The 24,492-nt window shown below is 65.0% G+C and carries 25 protein-coding genes; 6 read left to right on the forward strand and 19 right to left on the reverse strand.

Features of this window, described 5'->3' with window-relative positions; all coding sequences use genetic code 11:
- Positions 1-11: 11 nt before the first annotated feature.
- From G6P99_RS03895 to soxX, 8 genes are all read right to left on the reverse strand, one after another.
- Positions 12-1,052 (reverse strand): MBL fold metallo-hydrolase, encoded by a 1,041-nt coding sequence (locus G6P99_RS03895; RefSeq protein ID WP_165127324.1) that lies wholly within the window; start codon positions 1,050-1,052, stop codon positions 12-14.
- 311 nt (positions 1,053-1,363) lie between these two features.
- Positions 1,364-1,819: a hypothetical protein gene (locus G6P99_RS03900; protein ID WP_029083585.1), complete on the reverse strand. Its 456-nt coding sequence runs from the start codon at positions 1,817-1,819 to the stop codon at positions 1,364-1,366.
- A complete protein-coding gene (gene soxB, locus G6P99_RS03905; RefSeq protein ID WP_029083586.1) occupies positions 1,816-3,564 on the reverse strand; it encodes a thiosulfohydrolase SoxB in 1,749 nt (582 codons plus the stop codon). The genes G6P99_RS03900 and soxB overlap by 4 nt, the downstream gene beginning before the upstream one ends.
- Positions 3,565-3,598: 34 nt before the next feature.
- Positions 3,599-3,901 carry a hypothetical protein gene (locus tag G6P99_RS03910; RefSeq protein ID WP_029083587.1) on the reverse strand — a complete coding sequence of 101 codons (303 nt, stop codon included), beginning with the start codon at positions 3,899-3,901 and terminating at the stop codon, positions 3,599-3,601.
- Positions 3,898-4,731, reverse strand: coding sequence for a sulfur oxidation c-type cytochrome SoxA (gene soxA / locus G6P99_RS03915; protein WP_029083588.1), 834 nt, complete (start codon positions 4,729-4,731; stop codon positions 3,898-3,900). Before soxA ends, G6P99_RS03910 begins: the two co-directional genes overlap by 4 nt.
- Positions 4,732-4,817: 86 nt before the next feature.
- Positions 4,818-5,129: a thiosulfate oxidation carrier complex protein SoxZ gene (gene soxZ / locus G6P99_RS03920; protein WP_029083589.1), complete on the reverse strand. Its 312-nt coding sequence runs from the start codon at positions 5,127-5,129 to the stop codon at positions 4,818-4,820.
- 92 nt (positions 5,130-5,221) lie between these two features.
- On the reverse strand, positions 5,222-5,716 hold the full coding sequence (gene soxY / locus G6P99_RS03925) for a thiosulfate oxidation carrier protein SoxY (protein ID WP_029083590.1): 495 nt from the start codon (positions 5,714-5,716) through the stop codon (positions 5,222-5,224).
- A 32-nt stretch (positions 5,717-5,748) separates the two neighbouring features.
- Positions 5,749-6,039 (reverse strand): sulfur oxidation c-type cytochrome SoxX, encoded by a 291-nt coding sequence (gene soxX / locus G6P99_RS03930; RefSeq protein ID WP_051346599.1) that lies wholly within the window; start codon positions 6,037-6,039, stop codon positions 5,749-5,751.
- 468 nt (positions 6,040-6,507) lie between these two features.
- Between soxX and G6P99_RS03935 the strand changes: the two genes are divergently transcribed.
- Positions 6,508-7,176 (forward strand): DUF938 domain-containing protein, encoded by a 669-nt coding sequence (locus G6P99_RS03935; protein WP_029083592.1) that lies wholly within the window; start codon positions 6,508-6,510, stop codon positions 7,174-7,176.
- Positions 7,177-7,182: 6 nt separating this feature from the next.
- Here G6P99_RS03935 and G6P99_RS03940 read toward each other — a convergent pair whose 3' ends face one another.
- Both G6P99_RS03940 and G6P99_RS03945 read right to left on the reverse strand, forming a co-directional pair.
- Positions 7,183-9,252: a prolyl oligopeptidase family serine peptidase gene (locus tag G6P99_RS03940; RefSeq protein WP_029083593.1), complete on the reverse strand. Its 2,070-nt coding sequence runs from the start codon at positions 9,250-9,252 to the stop codon at positions 7,183-7,185.
- A 107-nt stretch (positions 9,253-9,359) separates the two neighbouring features.
- Complete coding sequence (locus G6P99_RS03945) at positions 9,360-10,232, reverse strand: protein-L-isoaspartate O-methyltransferase family protein (protein WP_165127326.1); 873 nt, start codon at positions 10,230-10,232, stop codon at positions 9,360-9,362.
- An 81-nt stretch (positions 10,233-10,313) separates the two neighbouring features.
- Here G6P99_RS03945 and G6P99_RS03950 point away from each other — a divergent pair, with 81 nt between their 5' ends.
- The 3 genes from G6P99_RS03950 to G6P99_RS03960 all read left to right on the forward strand — a co-directional run bounded on the left by G6P99_RS03950 (position 10,314) and on the right by G6P99_RS03960 (position 13,770).
- The gene (locus G6P99_RS03950; RefSeq protein WP_029083595.1) at positions 10,314-10,805 is read left to right on the forward strand and encodes a type II toxin-antitoxin system HicB family antitoxin; all 492 of its coding nucleotides are present in this window, start codon (positions 10,314-10,316) and stop codon (positions 10,803-10,805) included.
- Between the two features lie 305 nt (positions 10,806-11,110).
- Positions 11,111-12,355 carry an MFS transporter gene (locus G6P99_RS03955; RefSeq protein ID WP_029083596.1) on the forward strand — a complete coding sequence of 415 codons (1,245 nt, stop codon included), beginning with the start codon at positions 11,111-11,113 and terminating at the stop codon, positions 12,353-12,355.
- Between the two features lie 200 nt (positions 12,356-12,555).
- A complete protein-coding gene (locus tag G6P99_RS03960) occupies positions 12,556-13,770 on the forward strand; it encodes an MFS transporter (protein ID WP_029083597.1) in 1,215 nt (404 codons plus the stop codon).
- A 280-nt stretch (positions 13,771-14,050) separates the two neighbouring features.
- Here the strand turns inward: G6P99_RS03960 and G6P99_RS03965 are convergent, their stop codons facing one another.
- Together G6P99_RS03965 and G6P99_RS03970 are read right to left on the reverse strand one after the other, a co-directional pair.
- Positions 14,051-14,545, reverse strand: a complete 495-nt coding sequence (locus tag G6P99_RS03965; protein ID WP_165127328.1) for a VOC family protein — start codon at positions 14,543-14,545, stop codon at positions 14,051-14,053.
- Positions 14,546-14,679: 134 nt separating this feature from the next.
- On the reverse strand, positions 14,680-15,225 hold the full coding sequence (locus G6P99_RS03970; RefSeq protein ID WP_029083599.1) for a carboxymuconolactone decarboxylase family protein: 546 nt from the start codon (positions 15,223-15,225) through the stop codon (positions 14,680-14,682).
- 167 nt (positions 15,226-15,392) lie between these two features.
- Here G6P99_RS03970 and G6P99_RS03975 point away from each other — a divergent pair, with 167 nt between their 5' ends.
- Together G6P99_RS03975 and G6P99_RS03980 are read left to right on the forward strand one after the other, a co-directional pair.
- Positions 15,393-16,577 carry an acyl-CoA dehydrogenase family protein gene (locus tag G6P99_RS03975; RefSeq protein WP_029083600.1) on the forward strand — a complete coding sequence of 395 codons (1,185 nt, stop codon included), beginning with the start codon at positions 15,393-15,395 and terminating at the stop codon, positions 16,575-16,577.
- 182 nt (positions 16,578-16,759) lie between these two features.
- Positions 16,760-17,899 carry an acyl-CoA dehydrogenase family protein gene (locus G6P99_RS03980; protein WP_029083601.1) on the forward strand — a complete coding sequence of 380 codons (1,140 nt, stop codon included), beginning with the start codon at positions 16,760-16,762 and terminating at the stop codon, positions 17,897-17,899.
- 531 nt (positions 17,900-18,430) lie between these two features.
- On the opposite strand, the gene G6P99_RS03985 is transcribed toward G6P99_RS03980, so the two are convergent.
- The 7 genes from G6P99_RS03985 to G6P99_RS04015 form a co-directional block, all read right to left on the reverse strand.
- Positions 18,431-19,468 carry an amino acid ABC transporter substrate-binding protein gene (locus tag G6P99_RS03985; RefSeq protein ID WP_029083602.1) on the reverse strand — a complete coding sequence of 346 codons (1,038 nt, stop codon included), beginning with the start codon at positions 19,466-19,468 and terminating at the stop codon, positions 18,431-18,433.
- 47 nt (positions 19,469-19,515) lie between these two features.
- On the reverse strand, positions 19,516-20,109 hold the full coding sequence (locus tag G6P99_RS03990) for a L,D-transpeptidase (RefSeq protein ID WP_029083603.1): 594 nt from the start codon (positions 20,107-20,109) through the stop codon (positions 19,516-19,518).
- Between the two features lie 168 nt (positions 20,110-20,277).
- Positions 20,278-20,406 (reverse strand): DUF2474 domain-containing protein, encoded by a 129-nt coding sequence (locus G6P99_RS03995; RefSeq protein ID WP_156928837.1) that lies wholly within the window; start codon positions 20,404-20,406, stop codon positions 20,278-20,280.
- Positions 20,406-21,416 (reverse strand): cytochrome d ubiquinol oxidase subunit II, encoded by a 1,011-nt coding sequence (gene cydB / locus G6P99_RS04000; RefSeq protein ID WP_165127330.1) that lies wholly within the window; start codon positions 21,414-21,416, stop codon positions 20,406-20,408. The genes G6P99_RS03995 and cydB overlap by 1 nt, the downstream gene beginning before the upstream one ends.
- Positions 21,413-22,819, reverse strand: a complete 1,407-nt coding sequence (locus tag G6P99_RS04005) for a cytochrome ubiquinol oxidase subunit I (RefSeq protein WP_029083605.1) — start codon at positions 22,817-22,819, stop codon at positions 21,413-21,415. The genes cydB and G6P99_RS04005 overlap by 4 nt, the downstream gene beginning before the upstream one ends.
- A gap of 171 nt (positions 22,820-22,990) precedes the next feature.
- Positions 22,991-23,569 (reverse strand): thioredoxin family protein, encoded by a 579-nt coding sequence (locus G6P99_RS04010; RefSeq protein WP_029083606.1) that lies wholly within the window; start codon positions 23,567-23,569, stop codon positions 22,991-22,993.
- An 18-nt stretch (positions 23,570-23,587) separates the two neighbouring features.
- On the reverse strand, positions 23,588-24,283 hold the full coding sequence (locus G6P99_RS04015) for a cytochrome c biogenesis CcdA family protein (protein ID WP_029083607.1): 696 nt from the start codon (positions 24,281-24,283) through the stop codon (positions 23,588-23,590).
- Positions 24,284-24,492: the final 209 nt, after the last annotated feature.

Raw genomic sequence — 24,492 nt, forward strand, 5'->3', positions numbered from 1 at the left:
TTGTCTCGTGACTAACCGTGCACCACCGGCCCGCCGGCCTTCTTCCACGCGTCCATACCGCCTTCGATATGGGCGGTGTTCATCAGTCCCGCCTTCTTCGCGGCGGCCACCGCCATCGCCGAGCGTTCGCCGAAGGCGCAGAAGAACACGACGCGGCGGCCGGTCGCGGCGGCGACTTCGCGCAGCATGCCGCCGGGCTGCAAGGTGGCGCAGATCCCGGGATAGGGCGCGTGCAGTGCGCCCGCGAGCGTGCCGTGCTTGGTCCTTTCGCCGCTCTCGCGCAAATCGACCAGCAGGATATCGGGCCGGCCGAGGCTCGAGATAGCGTCGCGCGCGCTGAGGGAGAGGCCTTCCTTGGCGAGCTCGTCCTGGTGCAGGCCGACATGCATGTTGGCGGGCACCACGACATCCATCAGCTTCGGGTTCGGCAGATTGAGGTTGTTCATCAGCTCGACATAGTCGTCGATCGATTTGACCTGCAGCCGCGGATTGTAGCGCTTCTCCTCGCCGATCGTGGAGACGGTGTCGCCCTTGTAGTCATGTGCGGGGAACACCATCGTCTCCTCGGGCAGCCTCAAGAGGCGATTGAAGATCGAATCGTACTGCGCCCGCGCGCTGCCGTTCTGGAAATCGGTGCGGCCGGTGCCGCGGATCAAGAGCGTATCGCCGGTGAAGACGCGGTCGCCCATCAGATAGCTATAGGAATCATCGGTGTGGCCGGGCGTGTACATCGCCTCGAGGCAAAGACCCTCGATCGTCACCTTGTCGCCGTCGGAAACGCGCATCGACACCACGTCGGCCTTGCTCTGCTCGCCCATGATGGTGATGCACTGGGTGCGGTCGCGCAGCTCGCCAAGGCCGGTGACGTGATCGGCATGCAGATGCGTGTCGACCGCCTTGACCAGCCTGAGGTCGAGTTCCTGCAGCAGCTTGCAGTAGCGGTCGGCCTTCTCCAGCACCGGATCGAGGATCAGCGCCTCGCCGCCGGCGCGGCTCGCGAGCAGATAGCTGTAGGTGCCGGACACGCTGTCGAAGAGCTGGCGAAAGATCATGACGGCTTACCTATTCTCCGGGCCGAGTCACTTGGAGGATATTATTCCATAGATAGGGTCGATTCAAAGCAAATCCATCCCCGCGCGGATACGGGTCCCGTCACCCTGAGGAGCCGCGCAGCGGGCGTCTCGAAGGGTGGACGGCCCGGGTCTTTCCGCGAGGAGAGCAAATGCGCGCGGAGACACCGGGGCCGTGCATCCTTCGAGACGCCCGCTGCGCGGGCTCCTCAGGATGACGGGCGTATGATGCGCGATTGGGGGGGAGCGAACTTACGGCCGCACGTAGCTCCAGCCCTGCTCCTGCAGCTCCGTCAGGGACGAACCAGCGTGTATCCGTTCTCGGTCAAGAGCAAAATCTGCGCGACGCCGACCTGCACCGGGGTGGCGGCGGCGATGTAGTCCGGCCGCTTGCCGGTGTCGCGCTCGATCGTGTCGACGGTGTTGAGGCAGATATCGACCCGCACGCCCTCCGCGACCAGGCTTTCCACCAGCTTGCGGTTTGGGTTGTCGGGCTTGAGCAGCTCGATGCCCGGGCCGAAGGCAACGATCTCGACCGCGACCTTGTCGGGGTCGTAGTGCCTCATCAGATTGTTGGCGACGCTGATGACGAGGCCCTGCTTCCTCGGATCATTGTCGGAGAGCTGCAGCACGATCTTGTGCTCGGCGAACGGCTTGTCCTGCAGCGGCGCCAACTGGGCGCGGGCGAGGGAGGCTGCAAGCGCGAGCGCCGTCAGGCCGAGCGCAGCGATGATCGGGCGCCGCGTCATCCGAGCTTCGTCATGCCCGGGTTGTCGTCGACGCCCTTCAGCGTCACGCCGGGCTCGTCGCGGTTCGGCGGCCGGCCGGAGCGCAGGTGCTTGGCCACGACTTCCCAGACCGGCGCGCCGCTCTGCTGGTTGACCGAGGCCCAGCCCGCGACCTTGTACTGCTTGCCGGCTTCGAGATGCTTGCCGTTGCCAAGCTTCAGCTCGGAGATGCGCTTGCCGACGGATTCGCCCGGCGTGCAGGCATAGGCGAGGCCGCCGACGCGGACCATGTCGCCGCCCTGCTGATAGTAGGGATCGACGTTGAACAGATTGTCGCAGACGTCTTCCAGCACATCCTTGATCTGGCTGCCGGTCATGGTGGCGACGTAGGTCTCCGGATAGGTGATCGCGGTTTCCGACAGCACGTCTTCCATGGTCAGCGGCTGGCCGGCGAGCGCGGTTAGGCCCCAGCGGAAACCCGGCGACAGCGCGATCTCGGCGTTGAGCTCGTTGAGCAACGCGTCGCAGATCAGCTGGTCGACGGTGCCGGAGAAATTGCCGCGGCGGTAGAGCAGGCGGTCGGCGGTGCCGAGCTTGTCGCTCCAGTCGTCGACATGCGGGTCGCGCATCTTGTCGATCAGCGTTTGCATCGCCGGATCGGGCTTCAGCAGTTCGGCGAACACCGGCAGCAGCCGGTAGCGGACATTGGCGACCTTGCCCTTGGCGAGATCGAGATCGAGCACGCCGATGAACTTGCCGTTGGAGCCGGCATTGGTGACCAGCGTGACGCCGCCGGCATTGGTCACCGTAATCGGGATCGGGATCGCGTCATGGGTGTGGCCGCCGAGGATGACGTCGATGCCGGTGACGCGGCTGGCGAGCTTGAGGTCGACATCCATGCCGTTATGCGACAGCAGGATCACCGCCTCGACCTTGTCGTTGTTGCGGTGGCCGTCGACCAGCTTTTGCAGCTCCTCGTCGCGGATGCCGAACTTCCAATCCGGCGTGAAGCGCTTGGGATGCGCGATCGGCACATAGGGGAAGGCCTGGCCGATGATCGCGACGCGGTGGCCGCCGATCTCCCTGATGACAGACGGCTTGAATACGCGCCCCGAGGCCGGATCGAACGCCTTGGCGTCGTTGAACGCGGCTTCCTCAGTCAGGAACACGTTCTGCGCCAGGAACTCACCCTTGAAGCGGGCGAGATTGTCGCGCAGCACCTCTTCGCCATAGGTGAATTCCCAATGCCCGGTCATCGCCTCGATGCCGAGCAGATTGGCGGCCCCCACCATGTCGGCGCCGTTCATGGCGTTGGCGAGCCCTGAGCCCTGCCAGAGGTCGCCGCCGTCGAGCAGGATCGAGCGCTTCTCGCCGACATCGGCTCGCAGCTTGTCGACCAGCGTCTTCAGATGGGCAAAGCCGCCGAGCTTGCCGAAGCGGCCGGCGGCCTTCTCGAACTCGACGCAGGTGAAGGCATAGGCGTCGGCGCTGTCGGGCCGGATGCCGAACCGGTCGAGGAACGCCTTGCCGACCAGATGCGGCGGCTGGCCGGTCATCGCGCCGACGCCGAGATTGACGCTGGGCTCGCGGAAGAACACCGGCTTCAGCTGCGCATGCGTGTCGGTCATGTGCAGGATGCGGGCGTTGCCGAAGCGTTCGAGATCGTAGACGCTGGCGGTATCGGCGCCGCGCGCAAGCCGGGGCAGGCCGGCCACGAGCGTAGCGGCGGCCGAAGCTCTCAGGAAATCCCGGCGGCGGATGATCATTCTTCTCTCCGCGCGGCCCGTGGCCTGCGCGCCTTTAGCGAATTTCCATGTCCTTCCAGCGTTCCTTTTCGCTGGCGGCCTGGAAGATCGATGCCTTTGCCAGTGCCTCGGCCTCCTTGGCCTGGGCGACGGCGGTGTCGAAATCACCAGCCTCACCGGCCTTTTTTGCGGCAGATAGCGTCGCGGCGGTGGTGGTCCACTGGTTGCGCAGGCTGCCTGCTTCCTTGTTGGCGGCTTCGGCCGCGGCATAGGCCGCCTTGTAGTCAGCCTCGGAGGCGGCGAGGGCACCCGTCGCTGTTGCGAGCAGCAGGGCTGATGCCGTGAAGATGGTTCTCATGGCCGCGCTCCCGGACCCGAGATCGGCAGGCCGTTGCTGACGTAGGACAGATAATATTCGAGGTTGCGATACTCGTCGTCCTGCGGATTGAGCGGCACGCCGCGGATCTGGCTGTTGCAGGTGGTGAAGCGGCGGCTGGTGGTGCCCATGCCCGACCATTCCGAGCGGTAGATCGGCATCGCGTTCAGGATGCCGAGCGCCGGCGCCAGCACCTCGGCGCGGATCCGTTCGCCCGGGCTCTGGATGTGGCAGGTGGCGCAGGAGAAATTGAGCTGGCCGCGGCGGGTGTAGAAATACTCCTTGCCCTTCTGATAGGCCTCCAGCGCGCGCGGATCGTTCGGGATCTTGATATCCATCGGCTTGCCGCGCGAGGTGAAGGCCATGTAGGCGGTGAGCGCCGCCATGTCGTCCTTCACATAGGAGAACGGCGCCTCGCCATTGGCCTCACGGCAGCGGTTGAGCGCGAGCTCCAGCGTGACGACCTTGCCTTCCTTCTCGTCGAAATAGGGATAGTTCTGGCGGATGCCGATGCCTTGGTTCGGGAAGCAGTCGGCGTAGGTCTTGCCGTTCTTGAACGGCGTCGAGAACATCTCCTTGCCGGCTTCGAGCGAGAACTCGTAGGGCGGAAACTCTTCCTTCTCCAGCCACTGCTTGTGCAGGTCCTCATTCATCGAATAGGGACCGTTGACGAAATCCTCGAGCTTCAGCTTGGGGAATTTGCTGGTGAAGAATTTCTGGAACGCGGCCTTGTCGGCGGCGGGATCGACGGTGTCGGCCGCGCGCGCCGCCGGAGCGCACGCCAGAACGCCGAGCGCAAGCGTTGCGACCAGATTTTTGTTTGGACGCGTTTTCTTCACGCGAACCGGCGTCCACTTCGCTCGAAAACGCTCTAGAGTGCGGATTGCGAAGCGCCGCGTCATTGAATTTTCGCCGTGGCGGTGTCGGTCGCGCCCTTGTTGTCGACCCAGCTGACCTTGAGATCGTCGCCCTTCTTGCCGCCTTTGAAGGCGAACTTGACGTAGGGATCCTTGGAGACGCCGCCGCCCCAGTCGGCGACGAACACCGGCTTGCCGTCATACTCGAAGGTCAGCACCTGGATGAAGTGCGGCGGAATGATCTCGCCCTTGGCGTCCTTGACGAAGCCGGAATCCATCGGATGCTGGATCAGCGCCTGCACCTCAGTGGTGTCGCCGTTTGACGTGGCGCGCACGCGAATGCTCGATGCCATCGGTTTTGTTCCTATTGTTTGCGCATGATCTTATCGGAAAACCGGTTCCCACTTTGCACTAACGTGGCCCTCTGGGTCCGGATCATGCGTACTCAGCCGCCGCAGCCGCCGACGGTGACCTTGATTTCCTTTTGGGCGCTGTAGAGCTTGCCGCCGGCCTCGACGATCACGGTAACGTTGCTGGTCTTGGCCATCTTGATGCGGTTGGCGACCGTCGGCAGCGTGCCGGCCGGAATTTTGTACGAGGCGACCAGCGAGATCGGGTTCTCGCTGACCAGAAACGAGATCGAGGTGACGTCTGATAGCGTCGTCGTGGCGGAGATCGGCACCACAGCGCCGTTCTCGGCGATCTCCGGCGCGTCCATCTTGACCTTGTCCGAGGGCTCGGCAGTCTTGCCGTAGAGCGCCTTGATCGCGTCGGCCTCGCTCTTCTGCTTGAACGCGTCTTCCGGATATTTGTCATTGGCGGCGGCGAGCGCCTGCGGCACGTCGAACGGAATGACGCCGAGGCCGATCAGTGCGGCGACGCCGGCGCCTTTCAGCAGCAGGCGGCGTGTCTTGAAGAATTCGCTGGTCGTGATGTTCATCGAAAAAATCTCCTCAAGCGGCGGTCGCGGCGTCACAACGTCTGCAGGAAGTCCACCACCGCGTTGATTTCCTTCTCGCTCAAAATCCGGTTTCGGCCGAACGGCGGCATCACGGTTTGCGGATTGCGCTTGGTCTCGTCCGTCACGATCGCGACCAGCTCATCGCGGCTGTATTTCGCCTTGAGGCCGGTCAGCTCGGGGCCGATCGTGCCGGGCAGGTCGCCGCCCTTGATGACATGGCAGGTCAGGCAATTGCCCTTGCCGCGGTCGAAGGCGAGTTTCTGGCCCTCGGCGGCGGATTGGGCCTGCGCGGGCACCGCCATGGCGGCACCTGCCAGCAGCGCCAGGACGAAGGCTGGCTTGGAGAAAGTGGCGATCAAGGACGTTTCCCGGGCTTCTATCTCGATGATCCCATCGCAATATAAAGAGTGGAAAGCACAAAGGCCATCGGCTGGCAATGTGGAGAATGGTTGCGAGGCAGAGGGCGGTTAATGCGCTTTATGGCGCATGCGCCGACACGAAATAGCGCCCGTCACCCCCGCGCAACGGCTCCGCCGTTGTCGCTGGAGGCGCGAGCCTTGCGGCGCAATTGCGCCGTTGAGCGAGCCTCGAAGGGTCGACGGCCCGACTGTGGCCGTGCATCCTTCGAGGCTTGCAAGAGCTCGCACCTCCAGCGACAAAGGCGAAGCCTTTGCGCGGGGATGACGGGTTGGGCGGTATGCGATGCGGGTTCCGCTCTTGCCGATGGCACGTGCACGGTTCACAAGCGGCTGGCGTGAGGGAGAGAAGCGGTGGCGGAGTTCGTGGTAGAGTTCGGCAAGGATGGCCAGCCGGTCGAGGCGGATGGGCGGCTCGACGCGGCAGCGTTCCACCGCAACCATCAACCGATCTGGGCGGTCCTGAAACGCTTCCTCGCCGGCCAGTCCGGCGACGTGCTGGAAGCCGGCAGCGGTACCGGCCAGCATGTCGTGTATTTCGCGGGTCAGGCGCCCGACATCATTTGGTGGCCGAGCGACCTCCATCCGGCCCATCTGCGCAGCATCGCTGCCTGGCGCGCGCATGCCGGGCTTGCCAACATCCAGCCGCCGCAACCGATCGATCTGTCCGATCCGGCCTGGTCGCCATCCGACGGCAAAGGTCCGGACAAACTGCTCGCGATCTTCTGCGCCAACGTGATCCACATCGCGCCGTGGCGCGTCGCCGAGGGCCTGTTCGCCGGCGCCGCCCAGCATCTGCGCTCCGACGGCCGGCTGTTCCTCTACGGCCCGTTCAAGCGCGACGGCAAGCACACCGCGCTCAGCAATGCCGTGTTCGACACCTCCTTGCGCGAACGCGACGCCGAATGGGGCGTCCGCGATATCGCCGAGGTCGAGAAGCTTGCGGAGAGCGTCGGGCTGAAGCTGGCCGGTACATTCGAGATGCCGTCCAACAACATGATCCTGATGTTCGTGCGCAAGTAGCCGCGCTCAGGCGCTGTTGTCGATCCAGCCGATCTTGTCCTTCAGGAAGGTGTAGCCGAGTGCGATGAAGGCGGCGCGTTCCCGGTTGTCCTTGCCGTAGCCATGGCCGCCGGCGGCGGGCTCGTAGAGATAGGCCTCGTGTCCCATCGCCTGCAGCTTGGCCGTCATCTTGCGCGCGTGTCCGGGATGAACGCGGTCGTCGCGCCTCGTGGTGGCGATCAGGATCGGCGGATAGTGCTGTCCTGACTTCGCCGCATGATAGGCCGAGTAGGTCTGCAACCAGTCCCACTGCTCCGGCTTGTCGGGATCGCCATATTCCGCGATCCAGCTCGCCCCGGCGAGAAGCTTGGTGTAGCGGCGCATGTCGATCAGCGGAATCGTGCAGAACAGGGCGCCGAACCGTTCCGGATAGCGCGTCAGCATGTTGGTGATCAGGATGCCGCCGTTCGATCCACCTTCCGCGGCAATCCGGCTGGCGCGTGTCACGCCGCGTCTGACCAGATCGGCAGCGACCGCGGCGAAGTCATCATGCGCCAACCGCTTGCCAGCATTGCGGCCGGCATCGTGCCAGCGTGTGCCGAACTCTCCGCCGCCGCGGATGTTCGCCTGCACCGTGGTGCCGCCGCGCTCCAGCCACAGCTTGCCAAGCGCCGAACTGTAATAGGGCTTCACGGCGAGGCCGAAGCCACCATAGGCGCTCATATAGACCGGAGCGTCGCCGGTCTCGGTCGCAGGCCCGGTCTGCACGTAGGGGATGCGCTCGCCGTCGACCGAGATGGCCTCGTGCTGGGTGGTCACGAGCCCGTCGGCGGCGAATGTCTTCGGCGCCTGCTTCAACAGCGTCGGGCTCGCGACGCCGTCGACCAGCATCAGGGAGGGCGGCGTCAGCGGGTCCTGCACATTGGCCAGCATGTCGCCGTTGCTCTCGGACTCGTGCACATCAAGGCGCCAGACATCGACCACCCCGATCTCGGGAAGCCCAGGCAGATTCCGGCGGGTCCAGTCATTTGCCGAGGGTGTGCAGAGTTCGAAAACCGGTCGCAACTCATCCAGGATCGACAGCACCAGTACGCCGTCGGTCCAGAAAAATCCCTGCAGCGCGCGCCGCGCGCCCGGTTCGAACACGACAGTGAAATGGCGATCGCCTGCGAGAAAGGCCGACAGCGATATGCCGAGCACGGAATCGGCCGCATAGGTCTTCTCCGCCACGGTCCATGCCGAGCGCAGCTTGACCGCCAGCCAGTCCTGCTGCGCTTCGAGCCAGATGTCGGTCGGCAGATCGAGCTTGGTTTTCGCGCCGGTCTCGTCGCCGAGCCAGACCTTGAGATTGAAGAAGTCGATGCGATCGGTGAACCAGATGCGGGGACTGGGCCCAGTTCGGTCGCCGCCGCAATATGCTGCCATATGGTCGGCGGGTACCTCGAAAATCACCGGAGCCTGTTCGACGGCCTCGCCACGGCGCCAGCGCCTGACGGTGCGGGCATAGCCGGAGGTCGTGGCCATGCCTTCGCCAACCACGCTCGCCAGCAGCAGCGTATCGGCTTCGGCCCATTCGGCGCCACTCTTTGCTTCCGGCAGCACAAATCCGTCAACGACGAAGCTCTTCGCTTCCAGATCGTATTCGCGCAGCGTGGTGGCATCGCTACCGCCGCGCGACAGACTCACGATCGCGCGCGAACCGGCTTCGGGAGGCGCATGTGTCCAGCTCAGCAGCCAGTCCTTGTCTTCCTCGATGGCAAGATTGTCGATATCGAGCAGAATTTCCCATTCGGGGTTCGGCTTGCGAAACTCCTCAAGCGTCGTCCGCCGCCACAGGCCGCGCGGATTGTTCGCGTCCTTCCAGAGATTGTAGAGCAGTCCGCCGCGGCGCGTGACGTAAGGGATATTGTCCGGCCGGTCGTAGATCGCGGCCAACAGGTCGCGGTCAGCCGCAAATCGCGGGCCGCCGAATTTTTCCAGCGTCAGCCGGTTCTGCCGTTCAACGAAATCGAGTGCGCGGTCTCCCTCGATATCTTCCAGCCACAGATAGGGATCATCGTCAGGAGCGGCGAGAGTGGGCCTTTCGTCTGGGGACACAGCTGACTCCATCGACGATGATAGGGGGAGCTTGACGATCATACTTGATCTACGCGGACGCCCGCTTGCTGTCCATTGCGCGTCGTGTGGCGAACATCGCGTGTGGATCAACTATAGGCGAGGCACCAGCTATCCCCGCGCAGCCAGCAGCGTTCGTCGGGAATGTCGGCATCGCGATGGAGCCGCGTCACCTTCTGCCAGCCGCCGCGGGCGAAGGCTTCGGCCAACGCCTTTTCGGACGGTTCGTCACGGCCGCCGTCGCAGGGGATGATCGCGACCGGTGATATCCAGGACGCCTGATAGCCTGCCCCCTCGCGCCGGATGCGGAACACCGCACCGGATCGCGCCACCTGCTCCGGCGCGCCGCCCTTGAATCCCTGATCCGACGTCAGCGGCAGCATCAGGCGACCGCCGTCGGCGAGGCCGTCGAGCCATCGCGCGGCAGGCCGGGTGCAGCCGGCGTTGACGTAGATCACGTCGGCCGAATCGAACGCGACACGCGTGCCGTCGCCCTCGATGATCTCGACATTCCGGCAGGGAGCAAGATTGACACGGGCGCGTGCCGCAAGCTCCGGATCGTATTCGATGCCGGTGACGCGGCCGGTCGGTCCGACCAGATGCGCGAGGAGTGCGGTGTAATAGCCCGTGCCGGTTCCGACATGCACCACATGGTCGCCGGCGGCGGGCGAAGCCTGGTGTATGAGATGGGCGTGCAGCGAGGGCTGGCCGTTGTTGAGACTGCGCCCGGGCAACAGCGCGACCAGATCGTTGGTGTAGAGATAGACTGGATCGGCATCGGGCGTCGGCACATAGTCGCGGGTCCACCATCGCAGCATCATCCACGGTCCCGGGCCGACGAAGTCCTCGCGCGGAATGGCGGCGAAGGCCGCGGCCACGCGTGTGTCGCTGACGGCGGCGGCAGCCATGATCTGCTTGGCATAGGCGGCGCGGATGATGCGGAGTTCGGCCTGCCGGTCCATGTCTGCTCTCCTCTGCGTCTCGTTGTGTTATTTGACACATTGGGGTGTGTGAAATAGCATACCCTGATAACGGAGGCCAGAATGAAGAGACGGCTTTATCCGGCCGTGCTGGAGCGCGGGCCGCGCGGCGCATTCGGGGCATGGTTTCCGGACTTTCCGGGCTGCGTTGCCGCGGGGCGATCGCAGGAAGACGCGATCGAGCGCGCCGAGCATGCGCTGGCGCAGACCGTCGACGGCTGGGTCGAGCAGGGCAAGCCATTGCCGGAGCCGACCCCGATCGAGCGCATCGTGGCGCCGAAGGGCTCGGACGTCGCCGCCTTCTTCATGGTCGGCGTCGACCCGCCCGACCCGTCCGAGCGCGTCAACGTCTATCTGCCGAAGAGCCTCATCGCACGGATCGACAAGCATGCCGCCGGACTTGGCATGAGCCGTTCAAGCTTTTTCGGTTTCGCCGCGACGCTTGCGCTGGAATGGCACGTTCACAAGCCGTACCTCGTGGGGCCGCGCTCCAAGGTGCACAAGACCGGCGCGCTGCGCGCCGAGAAGCGTCCGGGCAAGAAGCCGGTGCGGTAGAAGATTTGCTCTCGAGCCGCCATCTGCTCTTTCACCGTCACCCTGAGGAGCGCGCTCTTGCGCGCGTCTCGAAGGGTCGACGGCCCGGCTGGTGGCCGTGCATCCTTCGAGACGCGCGTTCCGCGCTCCTCAGGATGACGGGACTGATAGAAGTGTCGGCCCTGCAATAGCGCACGAGGGCGGTGCGCTCTCTTGTGCGCCTCCCGCATGGCGTACGTTCGTTTGCGCCGGTTGATCGGCCTGCACCGGCTCTCCATAGTGCCGGCGTTGGAGGCTCCCGCCGGGGCTTCAGTGCGGGACCACCGATGATCGACGTGACAGCTGCGGAGGAGACGAGCGACGATGCGCGGGCGCGCAGCAATGTGTGGCGGCTTGCCGCTGCGCAGGCGCTGACCGGCGCCAATTCGGCCGTGATCTTTGCCACCGGCTCGATCGTCGGCGCGACGCTGGCGCCGAACGTTTCGCTCGCCACCGTGCCGCTCTCGATGTATGTGCTCGGGCTCGCCGCCGGCACGCTGCCGACCGGCGCGATCTCGCGCGCCTATGGCAGGCGCGTCGCCTTCATCGTCGGCACCTTCTGCGGCACGCTCACCGGCGCGCTCGGTGCCTGGGCGATCCTGCATTCGTCGTTCTGGCTGTTCTGCGGCGCGACCTTCCTCGGCGGGCTCTATGGCGCCGTCGCGCAGTCCTATCGCTTTGCCGCGGCCGATGGCGCCAGCGCCGCGTTCCGGCCCAAAGCGGTGTCCTGGGTGATGGCCGGCGGCGTGTTCGCCGGTGTGCTCGGGCCGCAGCTCGTGCAATGGACCATGGACATCTGGTCGCCTTATCTGTTCGCGTTCTCCTTCGTGATGCAGGCGCTGGTCGCGCTGGTGGCGATGGCGGTGCTCTCGGGCGTCGACGCACCGAAACCCGCGGCGGCGGATCTGCATGGCGGCCGCCCGTTGCTCGAGATCGCAAGGCAGCCGCGCTTCATCGCCGCGGCGCTGTGCGGCGTGATCGCCTATCCGATGATGAATCTGGTGATGACCTCGGCGCCGCTCGCCATGAAGATGTGCGGGCTGTCGGTCAGCGATTCCAATTTCGGCATCCAGTGGCACATCGTGGCGATGTATGGCCCGAGCTTCTTCACGGGCTCGCTGATCGCGCGGTTTGGCGCACCTCGCATCGTCGCGCTCGGGCTGGCGCTGGAGGCGGTGGCCGCGATGATCGGGCTGTCGGGTATCACGGCGCCGCATTTCTGGGCGACGCTGTTCGTGCTCGGCGTGGGCTGGAATTTTGCCTTCGTTGGCGCCTCCGCGCTGGTGCTGGACACGCACCGGCCGCAGGAGCGCAACAAGGTGCAGGCGTTCAACGATTTCCTGGTGTTCGGCATGATGGCGATCGGCTCGTTCTCGTCGGGCCAGCTGCTCGCCCATTACGGCTGGAACGCCGTCAACTGGGTAGTGTTCCCGCCGGTGCTTCTCGGGCTTGCCGTGCTGGCGCTCGCCTCATTCGCCAAGCGGCGGGCGAAATTGCGCACGGTGGAAGAAATCCCGAACCCGAGCCTCTAATGCTTCTTGTTTGAGCATGATCTCCGCGCAAACGCTTCGCGTTTTTCGCGAGGGAAAACCGCTTCGCACTTTTCCGGATCATGCTCCTGCCAATTGCTGACACTTCGATCGGTTTCGAAATGACCGGCTTGCACGGCTGCTCACATCGTGGGAACGGACTACTCCGGCCATGACGATGTGAGAAGAAGCAAGAGCAAGAAATGGACGCATCATCGCCCGCGCAATCAGACGAATCCTCGCTTGGTTACGAGGGCTGGCGCATCGTCGTCGTCTGCTTCCTGCTTGCGACCTTCGGCTGGGGATTGGGCTTCTACGGGCAGAGCGTCTATGTCGCCGAGCTGCAGCGGCTGCACGGCTGGCCGGCGTCGCTGATCTCGTCGGGCACGACGTTCTTCTATTTGTTCGGCGCTGCGCTGGTTGCCTTCGTCAGCGAGGCGATCAAGGCGTTCGGTGCGCGCAGCTGCCTGATCGCCGGCACCTTCGCGATGGCGGTCGCGGCGGTTGCGATCGGCGAGGTGCGCGAGCCCTGGCAGCTCTATCTTGCCGATGCGCTATTGGCGTTCGGCTGGGCCGGCACCAGCCTCGGTATCATCACCAACACGCTCGGCCTGTGGTTCGACAAGAAGCGCGGCATGGCGATCAGCCTGGCGCTGAACGGTGCGAGCTTCGGCGGCATCGTCGGCGTGCCGCTGCTGGTGGCGGGGATCGGCGCGTTCGGCTTCTCCGGCGCGATGATCGCGGCCGCCGTACTGCTGATCGTGGTGATGGTGCCGGTGATCCTGATCTTCGTCGGGCGGCCGCCGGCGCATCTTCACGCGGTGACTTCAGCCGCGGCCGATGCGCCGTCGGCGACGCAGCTGCGCGCGCGGGCGCTGCGCGACATCCGCTTCCTCTCGGTCTCGATTGCCTTCGCGCTGGTGCTGTTCGCCCAGGTCGGCTTCATCGTCCACCTGATCGCCTATCTCGACCAGGTGATCGGCCGCGAGCGCGCGACGGTGGCGATGGCGCTCTTGACCGCGATGGCCGTGGTCGGCCGCGTCTCCTTCTCCTTCGTGATCGACCGGCTCAACCAGCGGCTGGCATCGGCGCTGTCCTTTGTCAGCCAGGCGATCGCGCTCGTGATCATCATCAATGTGCATAATGACCTCGCGCAGATCGCCGCTTGCGCGCTGTTTGGCCTCTCGGTCGGCAATCTGATCACGCTGCCGGCGCTGATCGTGCAGCGTGAATTCGACCCGCGGGCGTTCGGCGTGCTGGTCAGCCTGATCACCGCGATCAACCAGATCACCTATGCGTTCGGCCCCGGCGTGATCGGGCTGCTGCACGATCTCTCCGGCAGCTACACGCTGCCGTTCTACGGCTGCATCGGCCTCGAACTGATCGCAGCGGTGACGATCATGATGAAGGGGAAGTAGCCCGGATGAGCGAAGAGTAATCGGGACCGCTCGATCGATTGGCGAGAAAGCCGCAGATTGCGCTGCACTCCATCCGATCTACCTTTCCACCTCCCCTTGAAAAGGGGAGGTCGCTTTGCTCGCAGAGCAAAGCGGGTCGGGATCTGCTCTCTCCACTTACAGCAGAGCCCGCGGCTGACCCCCATCCCGACCTTCCCCCTTTCAGGGGAAGGGGAATAAAGACCTGTAGCAGGATGCGGCGAAGCGCGATCCGGGCTACGAAATTATCCGGGCCGCGGAATTACACCGCGCGCTGCTTCAACAGATCGTCGAGGTCGAGCCGTCGCGTGAACATCGCGAGCTTGCCGTCGGCGCTGCGTGGCCATTCGGCTTCAGGCCGGTCCCAGTAGAGCTCGACGCCGTTCTCGTCGGGATCGCGCAAATAGAGCGCCTGGCTGACGCCGTGATCGCTGGCGCCGTCGAGCTGGATGCCGGCGGAGAGCAGGCGATGCAGCGCGTCGGCGAGCGCCGGGCGGGTGGGATAGAGGATGGCGGTGTGGAACAGGCCGGTGGTGCCCGGCGGGGGCGGATGGCCGCCCTTGCTCTCCCAGGTGTTGAGGCCGATGTGGTGGTGATAGCCGCCGGCCGAGATGAAGGCCGCGTCCGCGCCCAAGCGCTGCTGCAGCTCGAAGCCGAGCACGCCGCAATAGAAGCCGAGCGCCCGGTCGAGATCGGCGACCTTGAGATGGACATGCCCGATCCGCGTGCCCGCGACGATGGGAGGATTTTGCGGCATCGCCTGGCTCCGTTGGCGTCAATGCCTTGCCGTCAGGGGCAAGGCCTCAGCGCATGATATAGGCCGGATTTGCCGGGACCAGAGCGACTGATCCGGAAACGCAGCGTTTCCGCAAGCGCCATCCTTGGTGGAGTCTATGCGAGCTCGGACAGTTCGCCGCCGGGCAGCTCGAACTCGAACGCGTTCAGCGTCATCGACACCATCGTGTAATAGCCGCAGAGGCCGATCACCTCGACGAGGCCGCGCTGGCTCAGCACCTCGACGGCCTCGTCATAGAGCGGCTTCGGCAGGCCGTGGCCCTCGTGCAGCGCCTTGGCGACGTCGTAGATCATTTTGGCCTTGGGGTCGTCAAAGGTCGGCGTCCGGCGCACGCGAATGTCCTCGATGATCTTCGGGTCGAGGCCGCCCTTCAGCGCGAGGCGCTTGTGGGCATACCATTCGTAATGCGCGGTCCAGTGCCGCGCGGTGACGAGGATCGCGATCTCCGACAGCTTTGCCGGAAAGATCGTGTCGAAGCGCAGCACCTCGCCGAGCCGCGTGGCATGCCGCGCCATCTCCGGGCTGTTCAGCCAGGCCATCATCGGCGCCGGTGGCGCGCCGCGCTTGCCGGCGATCGACTCGTCGTAGGTTTCTTTCTGGGCGGCGGTCATTTCGCTAGGCGAAAGCAGCTTCAGCCGCATGTCCGTTTCCTCTTGTTTTTCAATCGTTACCTGTCTCGCCGATACACCCGATCACGCGAGGTGACCACCGACGCCAGAGCATGGCGCGGCCGCGAGGCATATTGAATTCGGCGGCCGCGCAGGTCTAAGGTCGATTCCAATTCGTCGATTTTGACTGGAAACGCACCATGGCTGACCTCGAGAAATTCCGCGCGGAGACCCGCGCCTGGCTGGAGCAGAACTGCCCGCCCGAGATGCGCAAACCGATGACCTCGGATGGCGACACCTTCTGGGGTGGCCGCAACATGAAATTCTCGTCCGACGCGCAGCGCGTCTGGTTCGAGCGGATGCGCGACAAGGGCTGGACCGTGCCGCATTGGCCGAAGGAATATGGCGGCGGCGGCCTCGATGGCGAGGAGGCCAAGATCGTGCGCCAGGAGATGGCCGCAATCGGTGCGCGCGCGCCGCTGACCTCGTTCGGCATCTCTATGCTCGGGCCGGCGCTTTTGAAATACGGCACCGAGGAGCAGAAGAAGGAGCATTTGCCGAAGATCACCGCGGGCCTGATCCGCTGGTGCCAGGGCTATTCCGAGCCGAACGCCGGCTCCGACCTCGCCTCGCTGCAGACCCGCGCCGTTGGCGACGGCGACGACTACATCATCAACGGCCAGAAGATCTGGACCTCCTACGCCAACTACGCCGACTGGATCTTCTGCCTGGTGCGCACCGATCCGGCGGCGAAGAAGCACGACGGCATCAGCTTCATCCTTTTCGACATGGCATCAACGGGCGTGTCGACCAAGCCGATCCTCTTGATCTCGGGCTATTCGCCGTTCTGCGAAACTTTCTTCGACAATGTCCGCGTGCCGAAGTCGCATGTCGTGGGCACCGTCAATCGCGGCTGGGATGTCGCGAAGTACCTGCTACAGCACGAGCGTGCGATGATCTCGGGCATGGGCGAGCGCGGCGTCGGCCGTCCGCTCGGCCAGATCGCTGCCGACTCGGTTGGCGCCGATGCGCAGGGCAAGCTCGACGATGCGCAGCTGCGCAGCCAGATCGCGAGCTTCGAGGTCGATGAAGCCGCGCTTGCCGCGGCGGCGGAACGCGCGGTCGATCTCGCCAAGGCGGGGCAATCGCATCCGGCGTTCTCCTCGGCGATGAAATATTACGGCACCGAGCTCAACAAGCGGCGCTACGAGATCCTGATGTCGGCGGGCGGCATCGACGCGCTGGAATGGGAAAGCGACCGCTCCAAAGGCGGCGCCCGTCCGCGCGCCTGGCTGCGCACCAAGGCCAATTCGATCGAGGGCGGCACCTCGGAGGTGATGCTCGGCATCGTCGCCAAGCGCATCCTCGATCTGCCGGGGGCGTGATCTTCACCTCCCCCTGAAAGGGGGAGGTCGGCGCGCTCGGGAACGCAATTGCGTTCCCTGAGCGCGACGGGCGGGGGTCAAGCCGCAAGCACGGAGCAAGCGGCAGACCCCCACCCCAACCCTCCCCCTTGCAGGGGGGTCAACAGTTGGAAAATTCATCGTCGTCATTTCGGAATCGATCCATGGCCCTCGTCCTCACCGAAGAACAATCCATGCTGCGCGACAGTGCGCGCGGCCTCATCAGCGACAAGGCGCCGGTCGCGCATCTGCGCGCCTTGCGCGACAGCAAGGATGCTACGGGCTTCTCGCGCGAGCTCTGGAAGACCTTTGCGGAGATGGGCTTCTCCGGCCTGCTGGTGCCGGACCAGTTCGGCGGCAGCGGGCTCGGCTGCGTCGAGGCCGGCATCGTGATGGAGGAGATCGGCCGCACCTTGATGCCGTCGCCGTTCCTCGCGACCTCGGTGCTTGCGGCCTCGGCGCTGTCGCGCGGCGGCAGCGAGGCGCAGAAGGCGCAGCATCTGCCGAAAATCGCCTACGGCTCGCTGCTCGCGGCGTTGGCGATCGACGAGGGTGCAAAGCATCGCCCGCTGCAGACCAGATTGCAAGCGACACGCTCGGGCAACGGCTTCAAGCTGTCCGGCGACAAGGCCTTTGTGGTCGACGGCCACACCGCCGATCTTCTGATCGTGGCCGCGCGCAGCGCGGGTAGCGCCGGCGAGAAGAACGGCCTGACGCTGTTCCTGGTCGATCCGAAGGCGAAGGGGCTCGCGATCGAGCGCACCGCGATGGTCGACTCGCATAACGCGGCGCGTATCGTGTTCGACAAGGTCGAGGTCAATGCCGACAGCGTGCTCGGCGAGGTCGATCAGGGCTTTGGGCTGCTCGAGGGCGTGCTCAACATCGGCCGCGGCACTGTGGCGTCCGAAATGGTCGGCCTCTCCGACGAGGTGTTCGGCCGCACCGTGACCTACCTCAAGGAGCGCAAGCAGTTCGGCAAGGCGATCGGCGAATTCCAGGCGCTGCAGCATCGTGCCGCCGAGCTCTACATCGATATCGAGATCACCCGCGCCGCCGTGCTGAAGGCGCTGCAGGCGCTCGATGCCGATCTCGACAAGGCGGGCAATGCGGTTTCCGTCGCCAAGGCGCGCGCCGGGACGACCGCGACGCTCGCCGTCCAGGAAGGCGTGCAGATGCATGGCGGCATGGGCATGACCGACCAGTTCGACATCGGCTTCTTCATGAAGCGCGCCCGCGTCTGCCAGGAGCTGTTCGGCGACAGCAATTTCCACGCCGACCAGCTGGCGCAGGGCAAGGGGTACTGAGGCACGGGAGCCGTCGCTACACGCACACTGTCATCGTCCGGCTCGACCGGGCGATCCAGTATTCCAGAGGCAGCCGTTATTGAGCCGAGAGGCCGCGGCGTACTGGATCACCCGCTTTCGCGGGTGATGACAATTGAGAGTGGGGCGACAGCGGTGGTCTAGGCCGCGCTGCCGATCAGCGGCGGCGACATCTCCGCGCAACACACTGTCATCGCCCGGCTCGACCGGGCGATCCAGTATTCCAGAGGCAGCCGTTATTGAGCCGAGAGGCCGCGGCGTACTGGATCACCCGCTTTCGCGGGTGATGACAATTGAGAGTGCGGCGACAGCGGTGGTCTAGGCCGCGCTGCCGATCAGCGGCGGCGACATCTCCGCGCAACACACTGTCATCGCCCGGCTTGACCGGGCGATCCAGTATTCCAGAGGCGTTCGTATTTGAGCCGAGAGGCCGCGGCGTACTGGATCATTCGCCTTCGCGGGTGATGACAATTGAGAGTGCGGCGACAGCGCTGGTCTAAGCCGCGCTGTCGATCAACGGATCGGCGGCGCGTACTGGACGCCGCCGGCGTTCCAGAGCTGGTTCATGCCGCGCGGGATCTTCAGCCTGGAGTCGGCGCCGACGTTGCGGTCGTAGACCTCGCCGTAATTGCCGACATGCTTGATGATGCGCACGGCCCAGTCCTTGGTCAGGCCGAGATCCTCGCCATAGGCGCCCTCGGTGCCGACCAGCCGCATCACCTCCGGCTTCTTCGATTTCAGCGCCTCGTCGATATTCTTCGAGGTGATGCCGAGCTCCTCGGCGTTGATCATGGCGTAGAGCGTCCACTTCACGATCATCATCCAGTCGTCGTCGCGCAGCCGGACCACCGGCGCCAGCGGCTCCTTGGAGATGATGTCGGCCAGGATCGTGTGGTCGCTCGGCTTGGAGAGGTTGAGCCGCAGCGCGTAGAGCTGCGAGGCGTCCGACGTCAGCGTATCGCATTGGCCGGAATCATAGGCCTTCACGACATCGTCCAGCTTGTCGAACTTCATCTCCGTGTACTTCATGTTGTTGGCACGGAAATAGTCGGCGAGGTTGAGCTGCGTCGTGGTGTTGGATTGCACGCAGACCTTGCTGCCGTTCAGGTCGAGCGCGGAATCGATGTTGCGCGCGCGGGGCAGCATGAAGCCCTGGCCGTCATAATAGGCGACCGCCGGGAAATAGAGGTCGTAATTGGTCTCGCGCGACATGCTCCAGGTGGAGTTGCGCGAGAGGATGTCGACCTTGCGGTTCTGCAGCTCCTTGAAGCGCTCGCTGGCGTCGAGCGGGACGAACTTCGCCTTCGACGGGTCGTCGAAGATCGCCGAGGCGACCGCACGGCAGAAATCGACGTCGAAGCCGGTCCAGTTGCCCTTGTCGTCGGGGATCGAGAAGCCCGGCAGGCCCTTGTTGACGCCGCACAGCACGTCGCCGCGGCGCACGGTGCGCTTCAGCGTGCGGGTGTCGTAACGCTCATAGGTGATGGCGGCTGCCGCAACCAGCACGGCGACCGCGAGCCCGATCGTCAGGCCGCCTCGAAATGTACGCATGGGTTCTTTCTCGCGAGTGATCGGGGGAAACGGGCGGATATCGGACGCTACAGTTCGGGCTTCTGGCGGATGATCACCTTGGTGCCGACGGGAACGCGGCTATAGAGATCGGCCACGTCGTTGTTGACCAGGCGGAAGCAGCCGGAGGAAACAGCGGTGCCGATGGTGTCGGGCCGGTTGGTGCCGTGGATGCGATAGACCGTGGTGCCGAGATACATTGCGCGTGCGCCGAGCGGGTTGCCCGGGCCGCCCGCCATGAAGCGCGGCAGATAGGGCTGGCGCGCGATCATCTCCGGCGGCGGCACCCAGTCCGGCCACTCGGCCTTGCGGGTGATGCTGACCAGGCCCTGCCACGTGAAGCCCTCGCGGCCGACGCCGATGCCGTAGCGGAGCGCGCGGCCATTGCCCTGCACGAGGTAGAGATGGCGCTCGGCGGTCGCGACGATGATGGTCCCCGGCGCCTCATTGGTCCGGTAATACACCACCTGCTTCTGCCATTCCGGATCGAGCTCGTAGCCGTCGTCGGCGACCAGGCCGGGCTCATCGGCATCGGGGCGGCTCTGGGCGAAGCCTTGCGACGTCGACAGCACGAGTGCGCCCGTGGCGATCAACATCCAGACCAGGTGACGAAGTTTCGTCATGCAAAGCTCTCCTTGTGGCGCGCGGCCAAATGGTTGCTCGACCCCAAATCGCGGCAGCATCAAATCTGAGCGGCAGCTTGATGGCAAGTTTAGGGCGGGCGTCACACTATATCACTGTAATGCTTCCGTTTTTTGTCATTGAGGGCCGGGCGTGCCGCGCCATTCGCCTCATTTCGGCGCGATCCAGAGTCGCAACGCGAACGAGATCACTGTCACCGTGCCGACGCCGCCGAGCCAGAGCGCCGCGAACCACAACAGGCGCTGGCCGAGCGGCCGTTGATTCGGGGCCTGCGGCATCAGTGGTATCCGTGGCCGGGCCGCACCTTGCCGCGGAACACCCAATAGGCCCAGGCGGTGTAGCCGAGGATCAGCGGCACCAGGATCGAGACCCCGAACAGCATGAAGATCTGGCTGTTGGCGGGCGCCGCCGCCTGCCAGATCGTGATGCTCTGCGGCACGATGTACGGGTACATGCTGATGCCGAGCCCGGCATAGGACAGCGCGAACAGCGCCAGTGTCAGGAAGAACGGCTGGTGGTCGTTCTTGTTGCTGAGCGCGCGCAGCAGCAGCGCGGTGGCGGCGGCGACCGCGATCGGCACCGGCGCGGTGAGGATGATGTTGGGCCAGGCGAACCAGCGCTGGGTGTACTGCACGGCCAGGAACGGCGTTGCGATGCTGACCGCGCCGATCGCGCACAGCATCGCGATCAGCAGGATCCAGCTCAGATGATAGGCGCGGTCACGCAACTCGCCCTCGGTCTTCATCACCAGCCAGGTCGCTCCCAGCAGCGCGTAGCCGATCACCAGCGCGATGCCGGTCAGGACGCTGAACGGCGTCAGCCAATCCCACCAGCCGCCGGCATAGTGGCGTCCCTCGACATGGATGCCCTGCACGATGGCGCCGAGCGCGATCCCCTGTGCCAGGGTCGCGACCAGCGAACCGCCGGCGAAGGCGAGGTCCCATTTGTTGCGCGCCTTCTGGGTCCGCCAGCGGAATTCGAAGGCGACGCCGCGGAACACGAGGCCGAGCAGCATCGCGATCATCGGCGTGTAGAGCGCCGGCATCAGCACCGCATAGGCCAGCGGAAACGCCGCCATCATGCCGCCGCCGCCGAGCACCAGCCAGGTCTCGTTGCCGTCCCACACCGGCGCCACCGTGTTCATGATGACGTCGCGATCGGCCTTTTGCGGAAACACCGGAAACAGGATGCCGAGGCCGAGATCGAAGCCGTCCATCACGACATAGACGAACACGGCAAAGGCGATGATGAAGGCCCAGATCGTGGTGAGGTCGATGGGAATGCTCATCGCGCGCCCTCCACGGCAGCACCTGCGGCCGGCGTGATGCCGGCGGCACGGGCGGGGAGATCCTTTGTCGGGCCAAGCTCGCCGGGATGCGGCGGCTGCGCCATCAGCCGCAGGATATAGATCACGCCCGCGGTGAACACGGCGAAATAGACGATGATGAAGGCGATCAGCGAGGAGCCGACCGCAGGCGCCGCCAGCGGCGATACCGAGTCGGTGGTGCGCAACAGCCCGTAGACGGTGAACGGCTGCCGCCCGGTCTCCGTGGTGATCCAGCCGGCGAGCACTGCGATGAAGCCGGCCGGGCCCATCAGGACCGCGAAGCGGTGCAGCAGCGGCGACTGGTACATCATGCCGCGCCAGCGCATCACGAGGCTGAGCAGGCCGAGTCCCAGGATCAGGAAGCCGAGCCCGACCATGATGCGGAACGACCAGAAGGTGATCGGCACCGGCGGCCAGTTTTCACGCGGCACGGTGTCGAGGCCGGCGAGCGGGGCGTCGAGCGAATGCTTCAGGATCAGCGACGAGAGCTTCGGCACCTCGATCGCATATTTCACCTTCGCTTCGGCCTGGTCGGGCCAGCCGAACAGGATCAGCGGCGCGCCGTCCTTGTGGCTCTGGTAGTGGCCTTCCATCGCCATCACCTTGGCCGGCTGGTGCTCCAGCGTGTTGAGGCCGTGCTGGTCGCCGGCGAGGATCTGGATCGGCGCCACCAGCGTCGCCATCCACATCGCCATCGAAAACATCACCCGCGGGCCGGCGAGATGCTGGTCGCGCAGCAGGTGCCAGGCGCCGACTGCGCCGACCACGAGCGAGGTGGTGAGATACGCCGCCAGCACCATGTGCACGAGGCGATACGGGAACGAGGGATTGAAGATCACCTTGAGCCAGTCGGCTGCGACGAACTGGCCATCGGCATTGACGGCATGGCCGGTCGGCGTCTGCATCCAGGAATTGGCCGATAGAATCCAGAACGCCGAGATCAGCGTGCCGATCGCGACCATCAGGGTCGCCAGGAAGTGCAGCCTTGGGCCGACGCGCGACAGCCCGAACAGCATCACGCCGAGGAAGCCCGCCTCGAGGAAGAACGCGGTCAGGACCTCATAGGCCATCATCGGGCCGATCACCGGCCCGGTCTTGTCGGCAAAGGACGACCAGTTGGTGCCGAACTGGTAGGACATCACGATGCCCGAGACCACGCCCATGCCGAACGCGACCGCGAAGATCTTCAGCCAGTAATTGAACAGGTTGATGTAGACTTCGCGCTTGGTGGCAAGCCACAGCGCCTCGAGCACCGCGAGATAGCTCGCAAGCCCGATCGAGAATGCGGGAAACACGATGTGGAACGACATCGTGAAAGCGAATTGCGCGCGGGCGAGTACGACCGCATCCCAGCCTTCGAACATGATCCACCATTTGTCGCCGACCTGGCGTGGACCTTACCACGCCAGGTGTGACGACAAACAGGGCGGATTGTCCGAGACGATGATGCGATTGAATGCAATCGCATCATCGTCTCATCTCCATTTGAGCATGATCTTTAGGGAAAACCGGGTCCCACTTTTCCGGATCATGCGCTAGCTGTTGGCGCTGAGCAGCCGGGCGACGGTGCGGTCGATCTCGTCGTACCGCCCCTCGCCGGCGTGCTGGAAGACGATCTTGCCGTTCTGGTCGATGATATATTGCGCCGGCCAATACTGGTTGCCGTAGGCGTTCCAGGTCTGCGAATTGTTGTCCTGCGCCACCGGATAGAGGATGCCGTGCCGCTTCAGTGCCGCCTGCACGTTGGACGCCGAATGCTCGAACGGGAATTCCGGGGTGTGGACCCCGATCACGACGAGGCCGCGGTCCCGGTACTTTGAATAGAGTTCGGTGACGTGCGGCAGCGTGTTGACGCAGTTGACGCAGCCATAGGTCCAGAAATCCACCAGCACCACCTTGCCGCGCAGATCGGCGAGCTTCAGCGGCTTCGAATTGAACCAGTTGCTGATGCCGGCGAATTCCGGCGCGGTCTGGCTCTGTTCGGCCGTCATCGCCGCGGCCACCGGCACCGCTTTCGCCGGCGTGTCGAACTCCGAGCAGAGGCCGGGGATGACGGCGCCGCCCAGGCCAAGGGCGCCGACGAGGGCCGACACAGCAAGCAAGCGCACGGGCATCGATATCTCCTGTGGGGTTCAGAGGCCGATCTGGCCGTTGGGATAGAACTGGGTCAGCCACGCCACGATCAGCGTGTCGTATTGCAGGTAGGAAAGTGCAGCGAAGCCGATGATCAGGACGCCGAAGCCCTGCTGCAGACGCGGCGCGATCCGCGCCATGCTGCGCACGCGGGTGGTGACGGCTTGGCCGCCATAGGCAATCGCGAGCATCGGGATCGCGGCGCCGATCGCGTAGGTGACGAGCTGCAGGCTCGCCCACGCCGTATCCTTCGAGGTCGCGACGATGGTCAGGATCGAGCCGAGCACCGGTCCGGCGCAGGGCGTCCACACCAGGCCGAGCGTGCTGCCGAGCACGAAGCCGCCGAGCAGGCCCTGCGACGGCGCAGCCTGACCGGCGCCGTAAGCGGCACCGCTGAGCCGGATCGACAGCCATTCGAACGGCGCCGGCCAGATCATCAAGAGGCCGAAGCCGGCGAGCAGGACGGCTGCGCCGGTGCGCAGCACATTCGGATCGAAATCGAACGCACGCGTGATCGCGCTCAGCAGCAATGCCACCGCAGAGAATGACATCACGAAGCCGAGCGCGATCACCGCGGGCCGCGCCTTGCGGGTCTGGCCTATCGATACCCCAAGCAGGATTGGCAGCATCGGCAGGGTGCAGGGGGCGGCGACGGTGGCGACACCGGTAAGCAGGGCTAGGGCAAGGCTGAGCATCGTCGTCCGTCCATCAGCACTCCCGGCTCGCCAGAAGGCCGTGCCGGGTACGCCTGATGGTCTTCGCGAGGACGGTCTGGCCGTTACGGCTGAGCCGTCGCGAATGACGTCACGTCCGTGTGAGACGAGGTGAGTTCGGCTTCACGACGCCGCGCCAAAAACAGAGCGACCCGGCTGGGGGGCATCCCGGCCGGGTCGTTGGAGGCTAC

Source organism: Bradyrhizobium sp. 6(2017) (assembly GCF_011058295.2).
GTDB classification, from domain to species: Bacteria; Pseudomonadota; Alphaproteobacteria; order Rhizobiales; family Xanthobacteraceae; genus Bradyrhizobium; species Bradyrhizobium septentrionale.

Coding starts and splice junctions, on each gene's coding strand:
- G6P99_RS03895 (WP_165127324.1), bottom strand. CDS start 1,052: ATGATCTTTCGCCAGCTCTTCGACAGCGTGTCCGGCACCTACAGCTAT.
- G6P99_RS03900 (WP_029083585.1), bottom strand. CDS start 1,819: ATGACGCGGCGCCCGATCATCGCTGCGCTCGGCCTGACGGCGCTCGCG.
- soxB (WP_029083586.1), bottom strand. CDS start 3,564: ATGATCATCCGCCGCCGGGATTTCCTGAGAGCTTCGGCCGCCGCTACG.
- G6P99_RS03910 (WP_029083587.1), bottom strand. CDS start 3,901: ATGAGAACCATCTTCACGGCATCAGCCCTGCTGCTCGCAACAGCGACG.
- soxZ (WP_029083589.1), bottom strand. CDS start 5,129: ATGGCATCGAGCATTCGCGTGCGCGCCACGTCAAACGGCGACACCACT.
- soxY (WP_029083590.1), bottom strand. CDS start 5,716: ATGAACATCACGACCAGCGAATTCTTCAAGACACGCCGCCTGCTGCTG.
- soxX (WP_051346599.1), bottom strand. CDS start 6,039: ATGGCGGTGCCCGCGCAGGCCCAATCCGCCGCCGAGGGCCAGAAACTC.
- G6P99_RS03945 (WP_165127326.1), bottom strand. CDS start 10,232: ATGGACCGGCAGGCCGAACTCCGCATCATCCGCGCCGCCTATGCCAAG.
- G6P99_RS03950 (WP_029083595.1), top strand. CDS start 10,314: ATGAAGAGACGGCTTTATCCGGCCGTGCTGGAGCGCGGGCCGCGCGGC.
- G6P99_RS03955 (WP_029083596.1), top strand. CDS start 11,111: ATGATCGACGTGACAGCTGCGGAGGAGACGAGCGACGATGCGCGGGCG.
- G6P99_RS03960 (WP_029083597.1), top strand. CDS start 12,556: ATGGACGCATCATCGCCCGCGCAATCAGACGAATCCTCGCTTGGTTAC.
- G6P99_RS03965 (WP_165127328.1), bottom strand. CDS start 14,545: ATGCCGCAAAATCCTCCCATCGTCGCGGGCACGCGGATCGGGCATGTC.
- G6P99_RS03970 (WP_029083599.1), bottom strand. CDS start 15,225: ATGCGGCTGAAGCTGCTTTCGCCTAGCGAAATGACCGCCGCCCAGAAA.
- G6P99_RS03975 (WP_029083600.1), top strand. CDS start 15,393: ATGGCTGACCTCGAGAAATTCCGCGCGGAGACCCGCGCCTGGCTGGAG.
- G6P99_RS03980 (WP_029083601.1), top strand. CDS start 16,760: ATGGCCCTCGTCCTCACCGAAGAACAATCCATGCTGCGCGACAGTGCG.
- G6P99_RS03985 (WP_029083602.1), bottom strand. CDS start 19,468: ATGCGTACATTTCGAGGCGGCCTGACGATCGGGCTCGCGGTCGCCGTG.
- G6P99_RS03990 (WP_029083603.1), bottom strand. CDS start 20,109: ATGACGAAACTTCGTCACCTGGTCTGGATGTTGATCGCCACGGGCGCA.
- G6P99_RS03995 (WP_156928837.1), bottom strand. CDS start 20,406: ATGCCGCAGGCCCCGAATCAACGGCCGCTCGGCCAGCGCCTGTTGTGG.
- cydB (WP_165127330.1), bottom strand. CDS start 21,416: ATGAGCATTCCCATCGACCTCACCACGATCTGGGCCTTCATCATCGCC.
- G6P99_RS04005 (WP_029083605.1), bottom strand. CDS start 22,819: ATGTTCGAAGGCTGGGATGCGGTCGTACTCGCCCGCGCGCAATTCGCT.
- G6P99_RS04010 (WP_029083606.1), bottom strand. CDS start 23,569: ATGCCCGTGCGCTTGCTTGCTGTGTCGGCCCTCGTCGGCGCCCTTGGC.
- G6P99_RS04015 (WP_029083607.1), bottom strand. CDS start 24,283: ATGCTCAGCCTTGCCCTAGCCCTGCTTACCGGTGTCGCCACCGTCGCC.